This is a genomic window from Methanosarcina sp. Kolksee, assembly GCF_000969945.1.
Lineage (GTDB): Archaea > Halobacteriota > Methanosarcinia > Methanosarcinales > Methanosarcinaceae > Methanosarcina > Methanosarcina vacuolata.
The window spans coordinates 1,684,574-1,706,777 of record NZ_CP009524.1; the positions used below are offsets into that span (position 1 = coordinate 1,684,574).

A 22,204-nucleotide genomic window follows, 5' to 3' on the forward strand; every position below is an offset into this window, starting at 1 on the left:
ACTGACGAGGATTTTGTCGGTTCGGTTAATTCTGGGCGGTGAGAGTTTTCATAACATATCATCGCGAAACTGAAATAACTGAATTGATAGTTGTTAGTGCAAGTTTCTGCGACCAAGACCTTTATTTTGAAGTGTGCGATACATTAACAATTCTGGTTGATCCTGCCAGAGGTTACTGCTATCGGTGTTCGCCTAAGCCATGCGAGTCATATGTTCTTCGTGAACATGGCGTACTGCTCAGTAACACGTGGATAACCTGCCCTTGGGTCCGGCATAACCCCGGGAAACTGGGGATAATTCCGGATAACGCACATATGCTGGAATGCTTTATGCGTAAAATGGATTCGTCTGCCCAAGGATGGGTCTGCGGCCTATCAGGTAGTAGTGGGTGTAATGTACCTACTAGCCTACAACGGGTACGGGTTGTGAGAGCAAGAGCCCGGAGATGGATTCTGAGACATGAATCCAGGCCCTACGGGGCGCAGCAGGCGCGAAAACTTTACAATGCGGGAAACCGTGATAAGGGGACACCGAGTGCTAGCATCATATGCTGGCTGTCCAGGTGTGTAAAATACACCTGTTAGCAAGGGCCGGGCAAGACCGGTGCCAGCCGCCGCGGTAACACCGGCGGCCCGAGTGGTGATCGTGATTATTGGGTCTAAAGGGTCCGTAGCCGGTTTGGTCAGTCCTCCGGGAAATCTGACAGCTCAACTGTTAGGCTTTCGGGGGATACTGCCAGACTTGGAACCGGGAGAGGTAAGAGGTACTACAGGGGTAGGAGTGAAATCTTGTAATCCCTGTGGGACCACCTGTGGCGAAGGCGTCTTACCAGAACGGGTTCGACGGTGAGGGACGAAAGCTGGGGGCACGAACCGGATTAGATACCCGGGTAGTCCCAGCCGTAAACGATGCTCGCTAGGTGTCAGGCATGGCGCGACCGTGTCTGGTGCCGCAGGGAAGCCGTGAAGCGAGCCACCTGGGAAGTACGGCCGCAAGGCTGAAACTTAAAGGAATTGGCGGGGGAGCACAACAACGGGTGGAGCCTGCGGTTTAATTGGACTCAACGCCGGACAACTCACCGGGGACGACAGCAATATGTAGGCCAGGCTGAAGACCTTGCCTGAATCGCTGAGAGGAGGTGCATGGCCGTCGCCAGTTCGTACTGTGAAGCATCCTGTTAAGTCAGGCAACGAGCGAGACCCGTGCCCACTGTTACCAGCATGTCCTCCGGGATGATGGGTACTCTGTGGGGACCGCCGGTGTTAAATCGGAGGAAGGTGCGGGCTACGGTAGGTCAGTATGCCCCGAATTTCCCGGGCTACACGCGGGCTACAATGAATGGGACAATGGGCCCCTCCCCTGAAAAGGGCTGGTAATCTCACAAACCCATCCTTAGTTCGGATCGAGGGCTGTAACTCGCCCTCGTGAAGCTGGAATCCGTAGTAATCGCGTTTCAATATAGCGCGGTGAATACGTCCCTGCTCCTTGCACACACCGCCCGTCAAACCACCCGAGTGAGGTATGGGTGAGGGCACGAACTCTGTGTCGTGTTCGAACCTGTGCTTTGCAAGGGGGGTTAAGTCGTAACAAGGTAGCCGTAGGGGAATCTGCGGCTGGATCACCTCCTAAGCAAAAAAACCCACTGCCCAGATGCCGATAAACCGAACAAAATCCTCACCCCTGAGATCCGCTGTGGATCTCTAGTCTCTCTAGGGCTTGTAGATCAGATGGAAGATCGCTGCCTTTGCAAGGCAGAGGCCCTGGGTTCGAATCCCAGCAAGTCCATTTTTGTGCACCCGGAAAGTAAATTTTCGGGGAAGGACGGATTGCCTGCGTTGACACGCAGGTACATGAAGTCATGTATAGGTGCTGTATACTGGACGCTTTCTGGACCTGGTTAGGATACACAGGAATTATGCTATCAGGTGGATGGCTCGGCTCAAGAGCTGATGAAGGACGTGCCAAGCTGCGATAAGCCCGGGGTAGGTGCAAGGAGCCAATGAACCCGGGATTTCCGAATGGGACCTCTCCATAGTGATCAGTAATGATCGGGAACGCTCCGAATTGAAACATCTTAGTAGGAGCAGGAAAAGAAATCAACCGAGATACCGTGAGTAACGGCGAGTGAAAACGGCACAGTTCAAACCGAATCCCTTCACAGGGAAATGTGGTGTTGTAGGGCTGTTCAAACGTCCGGCGGCTAAACAGAACTTGCCTGAAACGGCAGACCGTAGAGTGTGACAGTCACGTATGTGTAAACCAAAAGACCGGAACATGTCCCTGAGTACCGTGCGTTGGATATCGTGCGGGAATCTGGGGGGCACCAACCTCCAAAACTAAATACTACTTGAGACCGATAGCGAAATAGTAGGGTGACCGAACGCTGAAAAGTACCCCGAGAAGGGAGGTGCAAAGTGCCTGAAACCTGATAGTGATAGAACGATACGGCATGAAAGGAACTCTGATATGAAGGAAACATTCGCGAGAATGTTGTACGAATATCACTGCCAGTGTCGTATCTTACGTTTTGAAGAACGGGCCAGGGAGTTTATCTCAGTGGCAATGGCTAACCTTATATTTGGGCAGCCGAAGCGAAAGCAACATGTGCGCAGCCCTTCGGGCGAGGCACGACGTATACAAGTGCGTGGAGTCACTGGGGTAAGACCCGAAGCCGGGTGATCTAGGCGTGGGCAGGTTGAAGCGTGGCGAAAGCTACGTGGAGGACCGCAAGCGGTATTGATCTGCAAATCATTCGTGTGACCTGCGTCTCGTAGTGAAATGCTAATCTAACCCGGCATCCGCTGGTTCCTTCCAAAACATGTCGCAGCATGACCTGACTGGAGATCGTCGGTGGAGTAGAGCACTGATTAGCGGTTCCGGGGGGGAAACCCCTCGCCCGCCTGTCAAACTCCAAACCCACCGTCATTGTAGAAAGTCGGAGTCCGGACTGCTGGGGTAAGCTTGTAGTCCGTAAGGGAGACAACCCAGCCCGTGGTTAAGGTCCCCAAGTGTCGACTAAGTGTTAATACTAAAGGGCGTCCCAAGCCCAAGACAGCTGGAAGGTTAGCTTAGAAGCAGCTACCCTTCAAAGAGTGCGTAACAGCTCACCAGTCGAGGTTTGGGGCCCCGAAAATTGACGGGGCTCAAGTCGACCACCGATACCACGGAGTACCGCAAGGTAATCTCGTAGGAAGGCGTTGCGTTCGGGCTGAAGCAGGGTTGTAAAGTCCTGTGGACCGTTCGCAAACGAAAATCCTGGTAATAGTAGCAGCAAAGCAGGGTGAGAATCCCTGCCGCCGAAGGGGCCAGGTTTCCTCGGCAATGATCGTCAGCCGAGGGTTAGTCGGTCCTAAGACGTACCGTAATTCGAGTACGCCGAAAGGGAAACAGGTTAATATTCCTGTACCATTTAGCAATCCGTCTGACGTCTCAGGGCAGGCCGAGCGGCGTCGTCGCGCCGTCTAAGCAGCGAACCCCGTGGAGAGCCGTAATGGCGAGAAGCGGGCGAATCTGTAATGGCTAAAGTCGGCTGCACCCAGGGACCCGTGAAAAGGCCGCTAAATGTCCGTACCAAGATCTGACACTGGTGCCCCTAGCTGAAAAGGCTAAGGCGTGTCGGAGTACTTCAGTTAAGGGAATTCGGCAAATTAGCTCCGTAACTTCGGGATAAGGAGTGCCTGCTGTGAAGACAGCAGGTCGCAGTGACCAGGGGGCTCTAACTGTCTAATACCAACATAGGAGATTGCAAACCCGTAAGGGCTAGTACAATCTCTGAATCCTGCTCAGTGCAGGTACCTGAAACCCCGTTTCAACGGGAAGAAGGGCCTGTAAACAGCGGGGGTAACTATGACCCTCTTAAGGTAGCGTAGTACCTTGTCGCTTAATTGGCGACTTGCATGAATGGATCAATGAGAGCCCTACTGTCCCTAACTGGAATCCGGTGAAGCTTACATTCTAGTGCACAGTCTAGAGACCTCTAGGGGGAAGTGAAGACCCCGTGGAGCTTTACTGCAGCCTGTCGTTGGGTTGTGGTTCTGGATGTACAGTGTAGGTAGGAGGCATCGAAGCGGGTGCGCCAGCATCCGTGGAGCCGCAATTGGGACACTACCCTTCTGGGACTACGACCCTAACTCTGCGAAGAGGACCCCGATAGGTGGGCAGTTTGCCTGGGGCGGGACGCCCTTGAAAAGATATCAAGGGCGCGCAATGGTTGACTCAAGTGGGTCGGAAACTCACTGAAGAGTGCAAGAGCATAAGTCAGCCTGACGTTATTCAGCATAGCAGTGGATGACGAGACGAAAGTCGGCTCTAGCGAACTTTTGAGCCTCCTTGGTGGGGGCCAAAAATGACAGAAAAGTTACCCCGGGGATAATTGAGTCGTTGCCGGCAAGAGTACATATCGACCCGGCAGCTTGCTACCTCGATGTCGGTTCTTTCCATCCTGGCCGTGCAGCAGCGGCCAAGGGTGAGGTTGTTCGCCTATTAAAGGAGATCGTGAGCTGGGTTTAGACCGTCGTGAGACAGGTCGGTTACTATCTACTAGAGGTGTTCGAGGTCTGCGGGTAAGCTGCTTTTAGTACGAGAGGAACCAAGCAGCGGCGCCACTGGTGTACCGTTTGTCTGACAAGGCATCGCCGGGCAGCTACGCGCTTCGGAATAAGAGCTGAATGCATCTAAGCTCGAAATCTAACCTAAAAAGAGACCTCATTAAGGATTCCGGTAAAAGACCGGTTTGATAGAAACGGGATGTAAGCACCAAGGCAACGAGGTGTTCAGTCCGCGTTAACTAACCATCCGTTCCTTTCCTAATCCGGTCCAGGCGAAATTCAGTATGCAGCACTATACATGACTTCATTTCACAATCCCACTTATAGGTTGAGTCTGGCGGCCATAGCGGCAGTGTAACTCCTGTACCCATCCCGAACACAGTAGATAAGCCTGCCCGCGTTCCTTACTGTACTGAAGTGTGCGAGCCTTCGGGAACTCTGGATCGCTGCCATACTCACCTTATAATACTTTACTTTTCATGATCTGTTTTTAAAATTAGTTTTTAATATGTCATTTTAGTATTGTTTTTTTACTTTCAGTTTTCTGCACCTTTCTTTATATGTTAATTCTACGATATTTTTATCCTTTTGTTCTTATGCATGCTTGTTTTTCATAGTTAACTTCATTTTTTGGAAAGTTCTCATAGCCTCTCAGTCTAAGAAAGAAGTATTAATTAACAACTTTTTCAATTTGAAAACTTATTATTTTATTTAATATAGTATAAGTACAATGAACTATATTTTAACTAACTACTGTAAATTCTACAATCTGTTTATGTTTTCTCGGTGGTTATATTGAAGTGTTCAAGGTACTTTACATTCGTAAGTTTACTTCTTTTAATTCCCAGTCCAGTATATTCAATGGGTATTGCTGAAGACTCTGTTACTACCATCTCATCCGATCTTCAGGAACCTTACTCAATATCAGGAAATCTCCTTTCCGGTATTCAAAGTGAAATTATGAATCTCTCTAATACATACATCGTAATCCAAGGTAATGGTATAAAAGGACTTGGAAAAAGTGATGAGTATGGAAATTATAAGTTTGGGAACATAAGCTCTGACATTTGGCTAGAACATGGTAGTTATTCTTTAACTGCTTTTAAGTATGTTTCTTCTGAAGGAAAGTATTTGTTTGGAACAGCAAATATATCCCTTAATAAAAATCAACAAGTACCTAATGTTGATATTACATTAGATTGGGCAAGTGAAGATGAAGAAAAGATAATTGAAAGTTTCTTTCCTTTGCTTAGATATTCTCTGTCAGGAAGCGTTTTTTCTAATGTTCAGAATCAAATTGTAAATGTTTCTAATACACAAATAGTAATCCAGAGAAATGCTATAAGGGGACATACAAAGAGTGATATCTTTGGAAATTATTATTACGGGGAGTTATATAATCCAGACGAATTATATGAGGGTTCTGACTTAAGATATGGAAATTATTCCATAACTGCTTTTAAGTATATCCCTTCTGAGGAAAAATTCTTGTTTGGTACAACGAATGTGACCTTTAATTATAATGAAAAGGAATCGGATGTTAATATTTCTCTAGACTGGGCAAGTAAAGATGAGGAAAGAATAATTGAAAGTTTCTTTTATTTGTATGAATATTCAATTTCAGGAAAACTTTTTTCTGATTTTCAAAATGAATCTGTTAACGTCTCTAATGCAAATATTGCAGTCCCGAAAAATAACGGCTGTGCGGTTAGAAAATCGGATGACTATGGAAACTATAAGCTCGATGAGTACTCTATTGCTGATTGGTTAGAATGTGGTGACTATTCTTTAACTGCTTTTAAATATATTTCTTCTGAGGGAAAGTACTTGTTTGGAACGAAAAGTGTATCCCTTCACAATAATGAAGAAGTATCTGATGTTAATATCACATTAGACTGGGCAAGTGAAGATGAAGAAAAAATAATTGAAAATTTTCTTTTAAATCTTATATATTCTTTCTCGGGAAGCATTTCTTCTAATATTCAAAGTGGAACCCTGGATGTTTCCAATGCAAATATCATAATCCAAGCCAATGGTACGTTAAAAGGACTTACAAAAGGTGATATCTTTGGAAATTATAATTATGGTGATTTAGATTATGGATTAAATTACGGGGACTATTCTCTAATTGCCTTTAAGTATGTTCCTTCTGAGGGAAAGTATTTGTTTGGAACAACAAACGTATCTTTAAAAAATGTTCAAAACTTATCTAATGTTAACATCACATTAGACTGGGCAAGTGAAGATGAAGAAAATCTCATTAAAGATTTTCTTCTAAATTATGAATTCCGCTATCTGTATGGAAACATTTCTTCTAATATTCAAAATGAAACTATAAATTTCTCTAATACATGTATTGTAGCCAAAAAAAATGACAGTCTAAAATTCGGAAAATATAATGAGTACGGGAATTTTGGAAAATGTAATGAGTACGGGAATTATAGGTTTGATGATGACAATTGGTTAGAGCACGGAAATTATTCTCTAACTGCTTTTAAGTATGTTCCTTTTGAGGAAAAGTTCCTTTATGGAACAACAAACGTCTCTCTTGAGAGGGATATAAGTACATATAACGCTAACATCTCACTAGACTGGGCAAGTGAAGATGAAGAAACGATAATTGAGAGTTTCTTTCCTTTACTTAGATATTCACTGTCAGGAAGCGTTTTTTCTAACATACAGGATAAAAACATAGACATTTCTAACACGAACATTATAATTGAAGAAAGCTATATTCGAGGGTTTGGAAGCACTGATGAGTGTGGAAATTATAATTGTAGTGATTTATATGATTTTTATATGCTAAATTACGGAAATTGTTCTGTAACTGCCTTTAAGTATATCTCTTCTGAAGGAAAGTTCCTTTACGGGACAACAAATGTATTTCTTAATAAGAATCAATATTTATCTAATGTAAACATTGCATTACATTGGGCAAGTGAAGACGAAGAAAAGATAATTGAAGATTTTCTCCCTCGGCTTAAATATTCGATTTCAGGAAAAATTCGTATAAATTCAGATGAGAACGAGAACATTGGTAATAAAAAGAGAACCAGTTCCAGTTCTGGCTCGTTACTCTTAAAGTATAATAATTCACTTGCGAATATAACATCCAATAATTCTTCTAACTCAATCTCTGAAGCCGGAGATATATATGATGAAGAAAATCTCTCTATGTCAGAAAAGAATAAGACTACAGCAAAAGGAGAAACTCAAAACAAAACAGCAGTTACGGATAGCATGGATAAAGCTAAAGCTATGCCAGAACTTGCCTCAATAAACTTGATTTTCACTCTGTTTTTGGTGTTCTGTCTTTTCAAGCGAGAGCTGACAAAGTAAGATAGTTTGTCTATGTAAGATAGTTTGCCTATCTTACATCTTCTCGGTTTATGGTCAACAAAAACATTTTTTATTTTTTATTCTCCCCGTAGCTCAAGCCCTACTTTTACTCCTTTTATAACGGCTTCAGTAATCTTTTTTCCCAAATCCGTGCTTGAACCTGCGTAAGGAATTTCCTGTCTTTCCTCATTTTCCAGGCCAGGTTTTGAGGTAATTTCATAAGCAACAATCACTGCATCCGTATTGGTACCCAGGAAAGTGTAGCCTTTCTCAAGCAAAGCAAGCCCTTTTGCTTCTGTGGCTGTGATTATCGCTCCGAGAAGAGCTGTCTCGGATAGCCTTACTTTTGAGATCAGAATTATATTTATGGTTCCTACTTTTGCCCTGAATTCTGAGCCGTTGCTCACGCCAGCAGTTATGAAAGCAGTCAGATAGTCATTTTCTATTACCTGAAGGTACTCCATTTTTACAGCTGTAAGAAGTCCGAAGTAAGCCCCTTCAAAACTCAATTTCAGGGCTTCTTCTTTTACGAATTCTCTTGGGTCTGGTGGATTAAAGGTTCTTGGAACCTGTTTGTTGAAAAGATACTTTACCCGTGCACGGCCACCGTTTAAGCCCGTGCTCACGGCTTCGAAATCTCCTTTGATTATAAGGTTGCTGTCCTTCAGATAGTATTCCATACACATGAGCTCCGTTTTTTGTTATAGAAGTATTATATAAGTATAATAGTTGGTCGAACTTATGAGATAATGCTTTCAAAATGAGGATAGTAGTTTAGGGAGCAATCAAAACCGATCAGTTAAATTCCCATGCAGAAATTCTCAAACTTTTCATGGCCGAGTAATTCTTCGGATTTTCCTTCGAAAACGATCCTTCCATTCATAAACATGTACGCATTATCGCTTATCTCCAGTGCTTTTTTGACATTCTGTTCAACTATAAGCACCGTAAGTCCGAACGTTTCTTTTAGCTCCAGAATTTTCTGAAATGTATCGTTTGCAAATCTCGGTGAAAGCATGGCTGTAGGTTCATCGAGTATGAGAAGTTCTGCCTTCTTTATAAGGGCTGAAGCTATTGCAAGAAACTGTCTTTCACCGCCGTTCAATGTACCTCCTTTCTGTTTTAGCTTCGTTGTAAGTTCAGGAAATACTTCAAGGGCTAAATCCAGCTGATCCCTGTATTCTCCATTTTCAAGAATATAATCAGCGATTTTAAGGTTTTCCTCAACTGTTAAATTAGTAAAGATATTCTCTATCTGTGGAAGGTAAGCTATACCCATTTCTGTCTTTTAGCTTTTCTCATAGACGCGGCTGTTGGTGTTTAAAAATTCCAGGATTTAAGTCACTTAGAATATGTTCTCTGATCAATTATTCGAAAGTTTAAGCCTTGTAAGCTCCGGAATTTCTCCCTTCAATTAATAAGGGTGGGTTCAGGCAGTAGAACAATGTGTTTCAGGTCTGACTCAGGAAAAAGTAGCAGAGATTAAAATAAGTGTTTTAAAAGGCTTTATTAAATTGAAAAAGAAGTCTCGAAGCGATGGTGTTTTGCTCTAAACGGCTCTTGATACGTTCTTTTTTGATACGTTCTTTCTCCCCTCCTCAACATAATAAACTATTTAACACTGTGTATATATATAACTAATAATGGATCACAGGTATTACTCATACTGGTTAGCTCTTATTATTCTTTCTGGAATATTTTATGTTATTTTTGGAACATTCTATACTGTTTTCGGTTTTAGTGGATTTCTAATCATTGCAGGTGTCTTTTTTGTTATAAGTGTTCTGTATGGTCTATGGTATTCTATTTCTCATAAATCTCACAGTTGAATAAAACGTTTAATTGTGAGTAAATGTTCAATATTTTTGAAAAATTTTAGTATTGTGAAAAAATAATAGAAGTATTTTTGGATATGTAACAAAAATTAGTTTTCTGCTTATTACTAATCGTAATTATGCATTTATATATAGTAAGTAAAGCAAAACTAAGATCTAAGTTTACACTTTAGATGATTAATGGCTTATATTACCGTTTTTTAGTTCAAACGTATAAGTCCTAATGTATAAAGTCCTAGCCCTAATATACAAGTCCTGTAAGTTTTCACATGAACTTTCTAACGTTTAACACAAAACCTCCTGATCTAATGAAGCCAGAACTGTTAAATATCTAGAGAAAATACAAATAGTTTTTATGTATTCCTGGGATCCAAAACTTTACTCTTCGAATTCCTCAGCTCAGAAAAACTGGGGTTTTGAACTTCTTGCAAAGCTGAATTTGAAAGGAAATGAAAGGTTTCTGGATGTTGGCTGCGGGGATGGAAAACTTAGTGCTGATGTAGCAAAAAGCTTACCTGAAGGCTCTGTTCTAGGAATCGATATTTCTGAAGAGATGATTACTTTTGCCAGGAATCATTATCCTCAAGAGAAGTTTCCAAACCTTGCTTTTATGCAAGCAAATGCAAGTGAACTTACTTTTGATTCTGAGTTTGATATTGTTTTCTCCAATGCTGTTCTTCACTGGATCACGGCTCCTGAAGCTGCTCTGAAGGGTTTTTGGAAAAGCCTCAAACCCGGCGGAGTATTTCTGGCCCAGCTTGGAGGGAGAGGAAACGCTGCAGAAATCCTCAAAATTCTTGACTATATGCTTGAAAACGAAAAATGGAGTTCTTATTTCAGGGATTTTGTATTTCCATACGGTTTTTACGGACCTGAAGAATACGGTAAATGGCTCAAAGAAGCAGGTTTTTCAATTAGGCGTTTGGAATTGATCTCAAAAGATATGGCTCTTCAAGGAGAAAGTGCACTTTTTGCCTGGATTGCTTCAACCTGGCACCCCTATATACAGCAGGTACCTCAAGAATTGAAAGAGGATTTTATAAGTGAACTTGTAACTCTTTTTGTAAAGAGTTATCCGCCTGATAGCAAAGGATACGTCCATGTCCAGATGAAAAGGCTGGAAATTAAGGCTTATCTTGAGAAGTGAGGCTTATCTTGAGAAGTGAGGCTTATCTTGAGAAGTGAGACTTATCTTGAGAAATGAGGCTTATCTTGAGAAATGAGGCTTATCTTGAGAAATGAGGCTTATCTTGAGAAATGAGGCTTATCTTGAGAAATGAGGCTTATCAGGAGAAATGAGGCTTATCTTGAGAAATGAGGCTTATCAGGAGAAATAAATTTGTAAGACAAAAGAGTATAAAAATATATTAAGTTCAGATTTGATTAAAGCTTCAAACATGGTGGTTTATACATGAGCGAATTACTGATTTATATTAATGGAGACTGTGTCCCCAGGTCCGAAGCCAGGGTTTCGGTCTATGACCACGGTTTTCTCTATGGCGACGGAGTGTTTGAAAGTATAAAGGCGTATAACGGACGTGTCTTTAAGTTAAAGGAACATGTTGACAGGCTTTATGACTCAGCAAAGGCAATTGCAATGGATATTTATCTTACAAAGGATGAGATGACTGAGGTAATTCTTGAAACCCTGAGGAAAAACAACCTCAAAGATGCTTATGTCCGTCTTGTAGTCTCAAGGGGAATTGGAGACCTTGGGCTTGACCCTCGCAAGTGTGAAAAACCAAATATAATTGTCATAGCTCAGGGCTGGGGAGCTATGTATGGCAACCGCTACGAAGCAGGAATTATAGGAGTTAGCGTCTGTGTCCGGCGAAATGCACCTGACGTTCTATCCCCGAATATCAAATCTCTGAACTACTTGAACAACATACTGGCAAAGATTGAAGCCAATGAAAAAGGAGGAGACGAAGCCATTTTCCTGGACCAGAATGGCTTTGTGTGCGAAGGTTCGGCAGACAACATCTTTGTTGTCAAGAATGGTAAGGTCTATACTCCTCTGACAATCAGTAATCTAAAAGGAATAACCAGAGCTACAGTCATTGAAGTTCTTGACCAGATGGGATACGAAACTATCGAAGCAAACCTGGGCTTATTTGACCTTTACACGGCAGATGAAATATTTGTCACCGGCACCCTGGCTGAAATGGCTCCGCTTATCAAGGTAGATGGAAGACTGATTGGAGATGGAAAGCCAGGTCCGATTGCCAAAAAGCTGGCCAGAGGTCTCAAAGAAGTAACTGCAAACAGTGGGACTCCGATCTACTCTTAAAAGCTTAAAATAGAAGATGAAAGCGGATCTTTGTTTCGTATTCCATCTTTTGTTTTATTTCTAAATTTTTTTTGTTTATAAACACTTCATCTCGATAATTTTGACTCCTGTGTAGAATAAAGGCTCTTCACTATCCCGTATGGATAAGATGATTTTCAACTCAAGACTGCATTGGTTTTTATGAGAATATTATGAGGATATCCACACATAACAACAAGGGACATAAATTTAACTTGCCTTTCAAAGGTGTGTGATTTTACGGTATCTAGAGACTTTGTTTGTGTATGCCTAATAAAAGAATATTCCTTCCGATAACGATTTTGTTAGGATGAAAGGTATTTCTTTAACAAAATTTTTGAAAGATTTTAGTTTTCGTACCTGTAGCTTTATTTTTTCTAGAATAACAAATGATCAAATACATATTTTGCATGGCCACAAAAAAATCCGTATTCAAAATATCGTATACGAGTGGCCTTCTAAACAAATTAATGTATTGGTCAGTTGTGGGTTTTTTACATTGTTGCGTTGTAACTTTAATTGTGAACTAAAATTAGGTTCTACGTTTATATACATTTTGCGAATAAAAACGAAATGAATATATTTTTTAAAGTGAATTTACTAGTTAGGATCAACAATTCAAGCGAAAATGAGAAGTCGCTTGATGCTGATTTTAAGGAAAATTTTTGGCAAAAACGCATTTCTTTGAAAGTAAAGTTTAAATGTATTATATTTAGGTCATAACTTATTACAATTATATTTAGGTCATAACTTATTACAATTTCACAAAATAGAAGGTCAAACTAAACACTCTAACCAATACACACCGGCACTATAGTAGATATCTTAAAGTTAACAAATAAGACTAAATGGAAATAGTATTTCATTGTACAACAAATCGTACAACAAATAATAACTGTATAAAAATCAAAATATAAATTTATTACAACGGGAGCGCAGAGGGTCACGAATACCCCATTCTTTAGATTGGGGATGAAGTGAACCCTCGCCTCTTCGTATTTCTCTTTGAATATCTAAACCATAGCTTCCTTTTATAGATACATCAAATCTGATAGGAAACCGAGGGTCAAAATTTCAATCACTTATGTTAAGGAAACCTTGTTAAAGGATACTTAATCATCTGTCTCCAAGTAACCGGGCGGGCGGCCCGAAGCATACCCCATCCTTTAGGGTGGGGTGGCCGCCCGCAATTTGATTTGAAAAAACCTCAAAGAATTGAAACTTTATCAATGGTAATGGTTTTAACTCTGATGGTTTACTCGATGGTGGAATGGAAGCTAAGAAAAAGGCTAAAAGAAACAGGGGAAACAATACCTAATCAGGTTAAAAAGCAAACTCAAAAGCCCACTTTGAAGTGGGCTTTTGTGCTGATGAGGAAAATTACAGAAGTAAAAGTGGAAGTTGATTCAAGGGTGATAACCAAAATTGTCAACATGGATGAAGTTAAGGGCAAGATAATAAGGTTGATGGGGAAATATTGTGAAAAATACTACTTTTGAGTGGAGATCTGCGGAAAGACGGATAGAGGGGGGTAAAAATGAACATCCATTATAAAATATTTATGATAAACCAGAAAAAAATATTTAAAATTACAATTGATTTAGTCACTATTATCATCCTTTATATACTGCTACTGGCGCTACTTGTGGGAGTAATAAATCTCCTCCTGAATGTCAAATCAATTCTAATCGGGACTCTTGGAGGCGGTTTAGATCAGATAGTATCTGGTGTCCTCACAATTTTTATTCTCATTGATCTTTTCAAGACTTTTGCTGATTTTCGCGAACATGAAGAAATCAGAATTACATATGTAACCGATGCTACGATTTTAATAGTCATGCGTGAAATCGCAGCAGGGGTATATGGCCAAAGATTTGATTATCAATTTATTTTAGGCCTATCTACATTGTTGTTAATACTAGGGATAATAAAAGCGCTAGCTGTCAAATATCCATCCAAACAATAATTTATTCACTATCATTTATAGTAGTAAATAATGTATAGGCTCTGTAAAAATTTTATTACTTATTTGATTTTTAATAATTTCTATCATAAAGAGAACAATGGCGCAAAAATACCCAGTTGCTTGCAGCGATATTCACTACCGCAACTTTATTTTCATTAAAAATTATTAAATTCTGTACATTGGTCATCGGTTAAGGAATTTTCTTGCCTGAAAGCTATCGATTTTGCATTAGAAGCCGGCTTTATATTTTGGCCTATTTAAGTGAAATCGATACCCTGTTCCAGCTCATAAATTATAAAATATTTGACAAACGTTGTGGAAAATTGACGCGATTTGTCATGATTCCTCCCTTAACTGACGACGCATGAAATACTGTACAACTTAAGTAACCAAATTTGATGGAAAAAATTATGAAAAATATTATTTTAGAGGAGAGATCTCTAGAAAGTCGGATCAACTGTACTCCATCTTTTTAGGGATATGCTCCACACAGATTTCCTTGATCATTGTCACTTTCATTGTATTTGTTTCTTTATCAGGTTCACCAGTAACTTCAACGAATTTACGGCAGAAAAACTCAAGGTAATAGTCTAGTTCCCATGGACCTCTATCCCCATAATTCAGTAGAAATTCCCTGTCCCAGGTCTGAAGATAATAATCTGGACCTTCACCTTTGCTTCCAATCCGTCCATATTTTACATAAACGAGTCCTTCAAAAATTTCCACACAGTGTTCCCCCTTTTGATATACAATTCCAACTTAAAAAACAAATTATTTCAAAAGGTAATATTACCATATTATAACAATTGCTTTTCAGTATAATAAGGATGCGAGTATTACCACATGACACTTTTTAAGAGACTTTTTATTATTTTCTGGTTTTTTGAATGATGGCTGTCAACTGTCAGCAGAATCACTATCAAATTTTGATGGTCCCAGAATATATTAAAAAGTCTCTTTTTTTCCTTCTGTTTGGATTATTTATAGTTTCATTGCAATATATAAATTACGAAATTTGTCTTTATCTTTAATAGGAGGGATATTAAATGATACATTTATGGGAGTATGATTCTCGCAGGATTGATGGTTTTAACACGCCACAACAAATGAGCGAACTTGAAAGAATCGGAAATGAAGGCTGGGAACTGGTTTTGATCAAGGATGATATTGATGAAGAAGGAAGGGTAACTGCTATTTTCAAACGGGCAAAGCTCGAGACGATATCTTAATAACTTTATTTTTTATTACTTTTTGTGCAACCCACATTGAATTAAGCATTTTGTCCTTTTTTTAAAAACTAAATCCTGAAGAGCAGAAAATACTTTCATGGTGCATGATAATGCTTATTTTAGTTCAAAGCCGATAATTGTATATGTAGGACTTACGCGGTTGAAATGAAAAATCGATAGCATTAAACCTCCAAATGTCTAATAAATAACCAAGCACAACTCCGAATGTGCTTGATTTTATACCTCAAGTGCGTAAGTCCTAGTCTTTTCTCAGTAGAGATTGCAGTCTTTGAGAAATTTGGATGTATTTTTTGTTAATTCAAGGTTTGAAATATTTTTCCTTTTCTCGCATTTTTAGTTCCCTTTGTTTCTTCAAGAGTTCTTTTAACGTTGGTGGAAATGGGCACATATTCGCAAGTTTTTTGTTATCCATAATATATAAAGGCTTTTTTTCTATTTTTACTCTTGTGTTAGAGCTGCTGATTTTCTTTGATAGTCTTCTTTCCTTCTGAGTGAGGGCAATGTACCTCATATTCTGCAAAATATAGATGCCATAAATTACTGAAAAAAATACCACACTGAAAGAACCGTGCAGGATAGCAACGTCATAGGATAAAACGTAGCTGTCATTCTTGCAGTTCTTATAGACCCATATTATAAATAGACACAGTTTTTTAAACTAAATCCTGAAGAGCAGAAGATATTTTCATGGCATAGTAATGCTTATTTTAGTTCAAAGCCGATAATTGTATATGGATATTCCAGAGCGAAAAGACCTTCGAGGAGCTAACCTTCAAGGAGCTGACCTTATAGAGGCTAACCTTCAAGGAGCTAACCTTGAAGGGGCTAATCTTCAAGAGGCTAACCTTCGAGGAGCTAACCTTCAAGAAGCTAACCTTCGAGGAGCTGATCTTTTTTACGCTGATCTTACAGAGGCTAACCTCGAAGGGGCTAACCTTCAAGAGGCTAACATTGAAAAGGCTACCCTTCAATTGGCTAACCTTCATCTGGCTAACTTTAAAGAGGCAAACCTTCAAGGAGCTAACCTTCAAGGGGCTGATTTTTATGGAGCTAACCTTGAAGGGGCTAATCTTCAGGGAGCTAACCTTTATGGAGCTGATCTTCAAGAGGCTAAACTTGAAGGGGCTAACCTTGAGGGAGCTAAACTTGGAGGAGTTAAACTTGAAAGGGCTTACCTTATAGAGGCTAACCTCGAAGGGGCTAACCTTGAAGGGGCTAAACTTGGAGGAGCTAAACTTGAAAAGGCTAAACTTGAAAGGGCCTACCTTATGGAGGCTAACCTTGAAGGGGCTAATCTTGAAGGAGCTAAACTTAGAGGAGCTAAACTTGAAAGGGCTTACCTTGTAGAGGCTAACCTTGAAGGGGCTTACCTTATAGAGGCTAACCTTGAAGGGGCTAATCTTCAAGGGACTAACCTTACATGGGCTTACCTTATAGGGGCTAACTTTAAAGAGGCTAAACTTGGAGGAGCTAACCTTGAAGGGGCTCACCTTAAAGAGGCTAACCTTGAAAGGGCTGACCTTAAAGGAGCTTCCCTTGAAAGAGCTAACCTTAAAATGGCTAAACTTGAAGGGGCTAACCTTCAAGGAGCTAACCTTAAGATGGCTAATTTTGAAAGGGCTGACCTTAAAGGAGCTCAGCATTTATCACTTGACCAGCTTTCAAAAGTGAAAACACTTTATGATACAAAATTAGACGAAGAGTTCCACATACCATTAAAAAAGAAGTATCCTGCCCTTTTTGAAAAACCTGATGAATAACCGGATGATTGATGAAATAGAAAAGAAGTCAAACTTGAACTTATTCCCTAAATGAGCAGAGTTAAAGTTAAAATAGTTAGTAGTCTTTTTAGAAAAGTTGCAATAAGGAGGTATATTATGAAATTAGATTTCAAAGACCTTGCTCTCAGGTTCGTCTTCGGGGGAACTGCTGTTGCTGCCTGTTATATCATGCTGCAGATAATCCCTTCAAAATCTTTTGCTGGAGTTTTTGCAGCTTTTCCAGCTGTTATGGTAGCGGCCGTGATAATGGCAGGACATTTCGGAAGTTCTGAGCAAGCTTCTGACATTGCCCTTGGAGCTAGCGCAGGGATGATAGGCTGCACTATATGCGTGCTCACTGCTGCCTTCTGCATGGAGCACCTTAACAGTTGGAGCCTTTCAATTATCATTGCTCTGCTGGTTTGGTTTTTCAGCTCATATTTATCGACCAGGCTGATCCAGGGTTTCCTGGGAAAAATGAAGGAAAAAAGACAGCAAAAAATACGCTATTGAACTTTAAGATTCCAGAAAAGCCCTGAACAAAGAAATTCTTCCGGGCTCATCTTTACCATCCTTTTGCGGACTTTCCTTAACTTTCCCGGGATTTGTACTACTTCAAAATATTTTGGAATCTTCACTCCTGTTTTTGTTATTTTATTTACCGGACTTATTATTTTAATTTCATTGGTTCTCCACAGCATGTTACATTGCCGGTACAGCATGCATCGGTAGAGCAGGATACATCCCCGCACTCTTTTACTACCTGAAGTTCAAAACCACATGCTTCGCAACGAAGGACCTGACCCATTTTCAAATCTCCACAGTTCATTTTCGTGTCACCTCAATAGTCTTAATATGGAAAGTATGTAATTTAGGTTCAAACTGCTTTTGAAACAATGATTCTGAAAATTAGTCTATAAAATAGCTCCGAGCTCTCTGAAAAGCAGCAGCCTTGAAAGCAGGAACAATAGATAGCCCAGGTAGGAAAATCCGCTCAGACCCCTACAATATCATAAAAATGAGAAAGAACATCCTTAATATATTTTCTCTTCAGTCATTTTTCTAGATTTTTCTAGATTTTTCTAGATTTTTCTAGATTTTTCTAGATTTTTCTAGATTTTTCTATGCTTCAGTTTCAGTTACATTTTTAAATATCTACTCTATCAGATGAATAAATTCTTATCATATTTGCCGCAAATATCTATAGCAATCTGGCAAAACCTATTTTCGAATCAAAAAACAGGAAATGTTTCTATGAAGATGAACCCACGCTGTACCTATTGCCTGCTTTCAAGAGTACATTTTCAGTCTAAACTTTCTACGGATGATGAAGACCTCATAAGCAAGACCATCAAGGAATGCCTTGAAGTTGTGACCAAAAACTACAGTCCCGATGTGGTATCTGCTTCCGTAGCCACCAAAGTTCACAGAAAATGCTACGAGGTTCTGGGAGACAATGACCCTTATTCGGTAACAAAGAAACTTATCGACCAGGCTGCGCTGAAAGTCCTGCCTGTAGCAAAAGAAAAGATTTACGAAAATTCTCCAGAAAACGGGGAACTTTTCAGGCGAGCAGTGCTGGCATCCGTGGTTGCGAATTACTTTGATTTCGGAATTATGGGTTTTGATGCCAGTGAAGACAAATTTGAGGCTGCTTTTCGGAAATACTTCGAGCACGGGCTTGATGTGGATGACACTCCCAAAATGCTCGGGCTCATGCAGGACGTTGTTTACATTGCCGACAATTGCGGAGAAATTCTCTTTGATACGCTTGTTTTTGAGATCATCAAGAAACTCGGTGGAAAGATCACACTCGTAGTCCGGGGTGGACCCATTCTAACTGACGTGACTTTAGAAGAGATCAAAGAGTTCGAAATTGATAATAAAGTCGATAGAGTCCTGACAACCGGTTCAAATGCCGTAGGTGTCCTGATTGAGGAAGCTCCACCCGAACTTCTTCAGGCAATGAAAGATGCGACTCTTATTATCAGCAAGGGCATGGCCAATTACGAAACTTTATCCGAGCACAATTTTGGGCCAATTGCGTACATGCTTCTTACTAAATGTGAGTGTGTTGCCGAAGACCTGGGACTTGAAAAGGACTTATCCATTGCAAAACTGATGAACTATCCCTGAGTTTTCCTCTGAGAAGTTTTCGGAAACTTCTTATCTATCAGGCTCACTAATAGCTATAGCTATGGATGGCCTAAAAACAATTTAATGCATGCAGTAGCGCATGTAGTAAAGTGCTAATACCACGGCATAGAATATATTATTATACTGAATTTATACAAACAAAATTGAAAAATATAAAATGAAATTATAAGGAGAAAGAAAAAAATGTGTGAACTTAATGTGTTCTTGCTTCGTGGAGATGAGCGTGAGAGAATTATGGATTCCGTAGCAAGGATCTTTGTTGAAGGCAACTCAATCCAGCTTACTGGAATTTTAGGAGATCAAATGACTGTTGAAGGCTCAATTAGAGAAGTTAACTTCTCACGAGGAGAAGCCCTTATCCTTGCAAATTAAACTTTTTATTTTTCGTTTTACCTCTTTTTTAGATCTGACGTTTTTTTCCCTTTATTATCTCCTTATTCCCCTGTTTATCTCCTTTTTCCTATCTGTATTCTACATTTCAACCCCCTTTTAATTTTTCCACCGAATTTGTGTCAATGCCGGTTTACTTTTCCCGATTTTGGCCCGAACTTGTTGAGTTTCTTCATCAGTGTGTTATTCACGGCATAGAGGAGTTTGCAAAAGATCCTGGAAGAAAACTTAGTAAAAAACTCGAAAACTTCCAGGATGTTCTAAAATGGCTAGATATACGCAGTTACGTTGGAGTGCAATATTTGCAGAGAATGCATCAGATTTATTGACAGTAATTCTGCATATATGTGGAATTCAAAGAATTGTTGAAACGATAATGAGTGTATGAAAGTCAAGCATTAGATCCGCATGTAAACAGGGAAAGATTTAGAGATGAATGGTTTGAATAAAAAATGAAAGAACAGGGTTCAAAAAGAATAACAGGAGACGGAAATGAATTTTTACCGATGACCAATGAATAAGGTTTAAACTTTGCTTTCAAAGATGAGTGATTTTACGTTATCCTGCGGCTTTATCTGTGTATGCCTAACAAAAGAATAATCCTACCAACAACGATTCCATTACGATGGCAGATATTTCTCCATATTCAGAAAAGAAAATAACGATGCTTGTTTAGTGTCCATTTCTTCCACAATAATTTTGCTTTTTTTGGATTCTTTTTCCTGAACTACTGCAATCTTAATTTCAGACAGTTTTTCAATCAGTTGTTTCATAGAAAACCCATATCTCTTTGCTTCCCAGGCCAAATATCTGTAGAAAAGCAGGCCAATCATAGCCAAAAATACATGAACCCTTATATTTTCATCCTTGTGGTGATAAACTGGTCCTACAGGGACAAGTAAATGGTCGTTCAACAGCTTAAAATCGTCTTCAACAAGGTTTTTACTGTTATATGTTTTCACTATCTTTTTAGTATGCCACTCCTGCTTATCCGTAAACAGAATATTCTTACCAAACGTTTTTTCACACCTTTTTTCGTTTTCCTCATCAACCCAGAACTTCAACTGAGGTTTTTTCCTACCTTCAGGAGCTTCAATTATTTCGTATTTAATGACAGTCCTGAATTTTTTCAGAATAATATCTGAAACTTCATTTTCTACACTGCTTCTGTTTCTCTCTTTTCCTTTACTGCTTTCTAATCTTCTCTGCAGGTCTTGGAGTTGATCAATTATTTTTGATTTGTTTGTTTCATAAGTGCTTTTTTGAAGTTTGTAAGTCCCTTCATTATAGGTAATTACGGTTATGAATTCTGTTCCGTAGAACTGATGTTTTGTCCGGCACCCAAAAATCTCGTTACCTTTTGTATTCTTATACAGGTATTCATACCTTGAAAGTGGAACATCAAGGAGTTCCTCAGCCTGATTTGCTTTTGCGGCTCCTACAAAACTCATTTTTGAGATTACCTTTTCAATGTTATCCTTAGAGTTGTTACCTTTATCGAAAACAAGAACAAGATCTTCAGAACAGATATTTAATTCAGTCAGTCGATTTATGATTTTGTCTACAATGCCCGAAAATTCTTCCGAATCAGGAACATTTCCAGGATAAGTTTCGTGAATAAAGGGTATATTGTTTTCATTTACAGCCAGTGATACACAAATTTGATTTTTGTCTTTACGATGCTTTTTGTTATATCCTTTATGAAGCAGTTCACTTTTTTCGTCATAATTGGTTGCATGGGTAAACCAGTTTGATTCATCAACAAACATTATTGATGGAGTTAACCCCTTCTCAACAAGAATCCGACAAAGGTCGTCTTCAATCTTTTTCATCGTATCTGAATCAATGTAACTCATTTGGTTCAGGAAATTCTGGCAATTTAGTTTGTGAGGAAACTTCCACATGAAAGATATTGGGGATTTTTTGAACCAGTCTTCGATCCCGTTTTCACTTAAAATGCTGTGACTTTTCCCAATTATATCGAGTAAAAGGTATTCTCCAACACTCAATCCATCTATTAATTTTTTGTCAGTATGCTTGTTTACTATGTCAATGAATCCAAGTTCTTCATTTACATGAAGGAGTGCGGCAAGCTTGCCGTACTCAAAAGACTTAAGTTTATCATAAGGCATCGATTCACATTGTTTTTTCATTTCAAGTATTTTTTCTGCACTACCCAGATAAATCTGAAAAACAGTCTTTACCTTTCCGTTAACCCTGGCAGCTTCTACAATGTACCAGTAAGGTTTGCCTTTGATAAGTTTCTTTCTCAAAAATACCATACTCTTTAATTAGGATCAACCTTTATATATACTTTCCCAAGTAAATCATTATCAATAGACTTTTTAAAGTGAATTTAGTAGTTAGGATCAACAAATCAAAGAGAAATGAAAAGGCATTTGATAGTGGTTTTGAGGAGAAATCCAGGCAAAAATCGCACTTCTTTGAAAGTAAAGTTTGAATGAATGAGTAAACGGAAAGATACAATTCGAAATAATAAAAAGAGGTTTTGGAGAAAACGATATCGAGAAAAACAGTGAAATTTATCAGACATCTGCAGAAAGTGTATTGTACCTGAATTTCAGAGAAAATACCTATTAGAGTTTAAAGTTAATTATACCTAATATCAATTGTAGAAATAGTTTGAGTTTT

14 protein-coding genes, 1 tRNA gene, 3 rRNA genes and 2 pseudogenes are annotated in these 22,204 nt (G+C 39.6%); 15 read left to right on the forward strand and 5 right to left on the reverse strand.

Translation table 11 applies throughout. The annotated features are described in order from the left end of the window. Positions 1-149 precede the first annotated feature (149 nt). From MSKOL_RS06940 to MSKOL_RS06960, 5 genes are all read left to right on the forward strand, one after another. Positions 150-1,627: ribosomal RNA gene (locus MSKOL_RS06940) — 16S ribosomal RNA — on the forward strand. Between the two features lie 85 nt (positions 1,628-1,712). After that, positions 1,713-1,785, forward strand: a tRNA-Ala gene (locus MSKOL_RS06945). Between the two features lie 116 nt (positions 1,786-1,901). Then, positions 1,902-4,809, forward strand: a 23S ribosomal RNA gene (locus MSKOL_RS06950). Positions 4,810-4,880: 71 nt separating this feature from the next. Then, positions 4,881-5,002 (forward strand): 5S ribosomal RNA (rrf, locus tag MSKOL_RS06955). The 16S, 23S and 5S rRNA genes sit together here with 1 tRNA gene alongside, the layout of an rRNA operon. 340 nt (positions 5,003-5,342) lie before the next feature. Then, a complete protein-coding gene (locus tag MSKOL_RS06960) occupies positions 5,343-7,886 on the forward strand; it encodes a hypothetical protein (protein WP_156150989.1) in 2,544 nt (847 codons plus the stop codon). A 77-nt stretch (positions 7,887-7,963) separates the two neighbouring features. On the opposite strand, the gene MSKOL_RS06965 is transcribed toward MSKOL_RS06960, so the two are convergent. Both MSKOL_RS06965 and MSKOL_RS06970 read right to left on the reverse strand, forming a co-directional pair. Further along, entirely contained in the window at positions 7,964-8,566 is a 603-nt protein-coding gene (locus MSKOL_RS06965; protein WP_048154701.1) for an adenosylcobinamide amidohydrolase, read from the reverse strand. A gap of 119 nt (positions 8,567-8,685) precedes the next feature. After that, a complete protein-coding gene (locus MSKOL_RS06970) occupies positions 8,686-9,165 on the reverse strand; it encodes an ATP-binding cassette domain-containing protein (RefSeq protein WP_048154702.1) in 480 nt (159 codons plus the stop codon). 911 nt (positions 9,166-10,076) lie between these two features. Here MSKOL_RS06970 and MSKOL_RS06975 point away from each other — a divergent pair. From MSKOL_RS06975 to MSKOL_RS06990, 4 genes and pseudogenes are all read left to right on the forward strand, one after another. After that, a complete protein-coding gene (locus MSKOL_RS06975) occupies positions 10,077-10,868 on the forward strand; it encodes a class I SAM-dependent methyltransferase (protein WP_048154704.1) in 792 nt (263 codons plus the stop codon). 264 nt (positions 10,869-11,132) lie between these two features. After that, positions 11,133-12,011 carry a branched-chain-amino-acid transaminase gene (gene ilvE / locus MSKOL_RS06980; RefSeq protein WP_048119777.1) on the forward strand — a complete coding sequence of 293 codons (879 nt, stop codon included), beginning with the start codon at positions 11,133-11,135 and terminating at the stop codon, positions 12,009-12,011. A gap of 1,214 nt (positions 12,012-13,225) precedes the next feature. Then, a pseudogene (locus MSKOL_RS06985) lies at positions 13,226-13,528 on the forward strand (IS1634 family transposase); the annotation flags it as partial. Positions 13,529-13,566: 38 nt separating this feature from the next. After that, positions 13,567-13,995 carry a phosphate-starvation-inducible PsiE family protein gene (locus MSKOL_RS06990; protein ID WP_231592520.1) on the forward strand — a complete coding sequence of 143 codons (429 nt, stop codon included), beginning with the start codon at positions 13,567-13,569 and terminating at the stop codon, positions 13,993-13,995. Between the two features lie 453 nt (positions 13,996-14,448). Here the strand turns inward: MSKOL_RS06990 and MSKOL_RS06995 are convergent, their stop codons facing one another. Next, positions 14,449-14,721: a hypothetical protein gene (locus MSKOL_RS06995; RefSeq protein WP_048119780.1), complete on the reverse strand. Its 273-nt coding sequence runs from the start codon at positions 14,719-14,721 to the stop codon at positions 14,449-14,451. 320 nt (positions 14,722-15,041) lie between these two features. Here MSKOL_RS06995 and MSKOL_RS07000 point away from each other — a divergent pair, with 320 nt between their 5' ends. The 3 genes from MSKOL_RS07000 to MSKOL_RS07015 all read left to right on the forward strand — a co-directional run bounded on the left by MSKOL_RS07000 (position 15,042) and on the right by MSKOL_RS07015 (position 17,518). Beyond that, positions 15,042-15,224, forward strand: coding sequence for a hypothetical protein (locus MSKOL_RS07000; RefSeq protein ID WP_048119783.1), 183 nt, complete (start codon positions 15,042-15,044; stop codon positions 15,222-15,224). Positions 15,225-15,976: 752 nt separating this feature from the next. Next, positions 15,977-17,005 carry a pentapeptide repeat-containing protein gene (locus tag MSKOL_RS07010; RefSeq protein ID WP_052725373.1) on the forward strand — a complete coding sequence of 343 codons (1,029 nt, stop codon included), beginning with the start codon at positions 15,977-15,979 and terminating at the stop codon, positions 17,003-17,005. Positions 17,006-17,122: 117 nt separating this feature from the next. Beyond that, positions 17,123-17,518: a DUF3147 family protein gene (locus tag MSKOL_RS07015; protein WP_048119786.1), complete on the forward strand. Its 396-nt coding sequence runs from the start codon at positions 17,123-17,125 to the stop codon at positions 17,516-17,518. Between the two features lie 157 nt (positions 17,519-17,675). On the opposite strand, the gene MSKOL_RS20690 is transcribed toward MSKOL_RS07015, so the two are convergent. Then, positions 17,676-17,813, reverse strand: coding sequence for a hypothetical protein (locus tag MSKOL_RS20690; RefSeq protein ID WP_197078896.1), 138 nt, complete (start codon positions 17,811-17,813; stop codon positions 17,676-17,678). A gap of 446 nt (positions 17,814-18,259) precedes the next feature. On the opposite strand from MSKOL_RS20690, the gene MSKOL_RS07025 reads away from it, so the two are divergent. From MSKOL_RS07025 to MSKOL_RS19210, 3 genes and pseudogenes are all read left to right on the forward strand, one after another. Beyond that, entirely contained in the window at positions 18,260-19,141 is an 882-nt protein-coding gene (locus MSKOL_RS07025; RefSeq protein WP_048154710.1) for a DUF89 domain-containing protein, read from the forward strand. 204 nt (positions 19,142-19,345) lie between these two features. Continuing rightward, positions 19,346-19,534, forward strand: a complete 189-nt coding sequence (locus tag MSKOL_RS07030; protein WP_048119793.1) for a CooT family nickel-binding protein — start codon at positions 19,346-19,348, stop codon at positions 19,532-19,534. 280 nt (positions 19,535-19,814) lie between these two features. Continuing rightward, positions 19,815-20,001, forward strand: a pseudogene (locus MSKOL_RS19210) (IS4 family transposase); the annotation flags it as partial. Positions 20,002-20,172: 171 nt separating this feature from the next. Here MSKOL_RS19210 and MSKOL_RS07040 read toward each other — a convergent pair. Continuing rightward, a complete protein-coding gene (locus tag MSKOL_RS07040) occupies positions 20,173-21,834 on the reverse strand; it encodes an IS1634 family transposase (protein WP_048154716.1) in 1,662 nt (553 codons plus the stop codon). Positions 21,835-22,204: the final 370 nt, after the last annotated feature.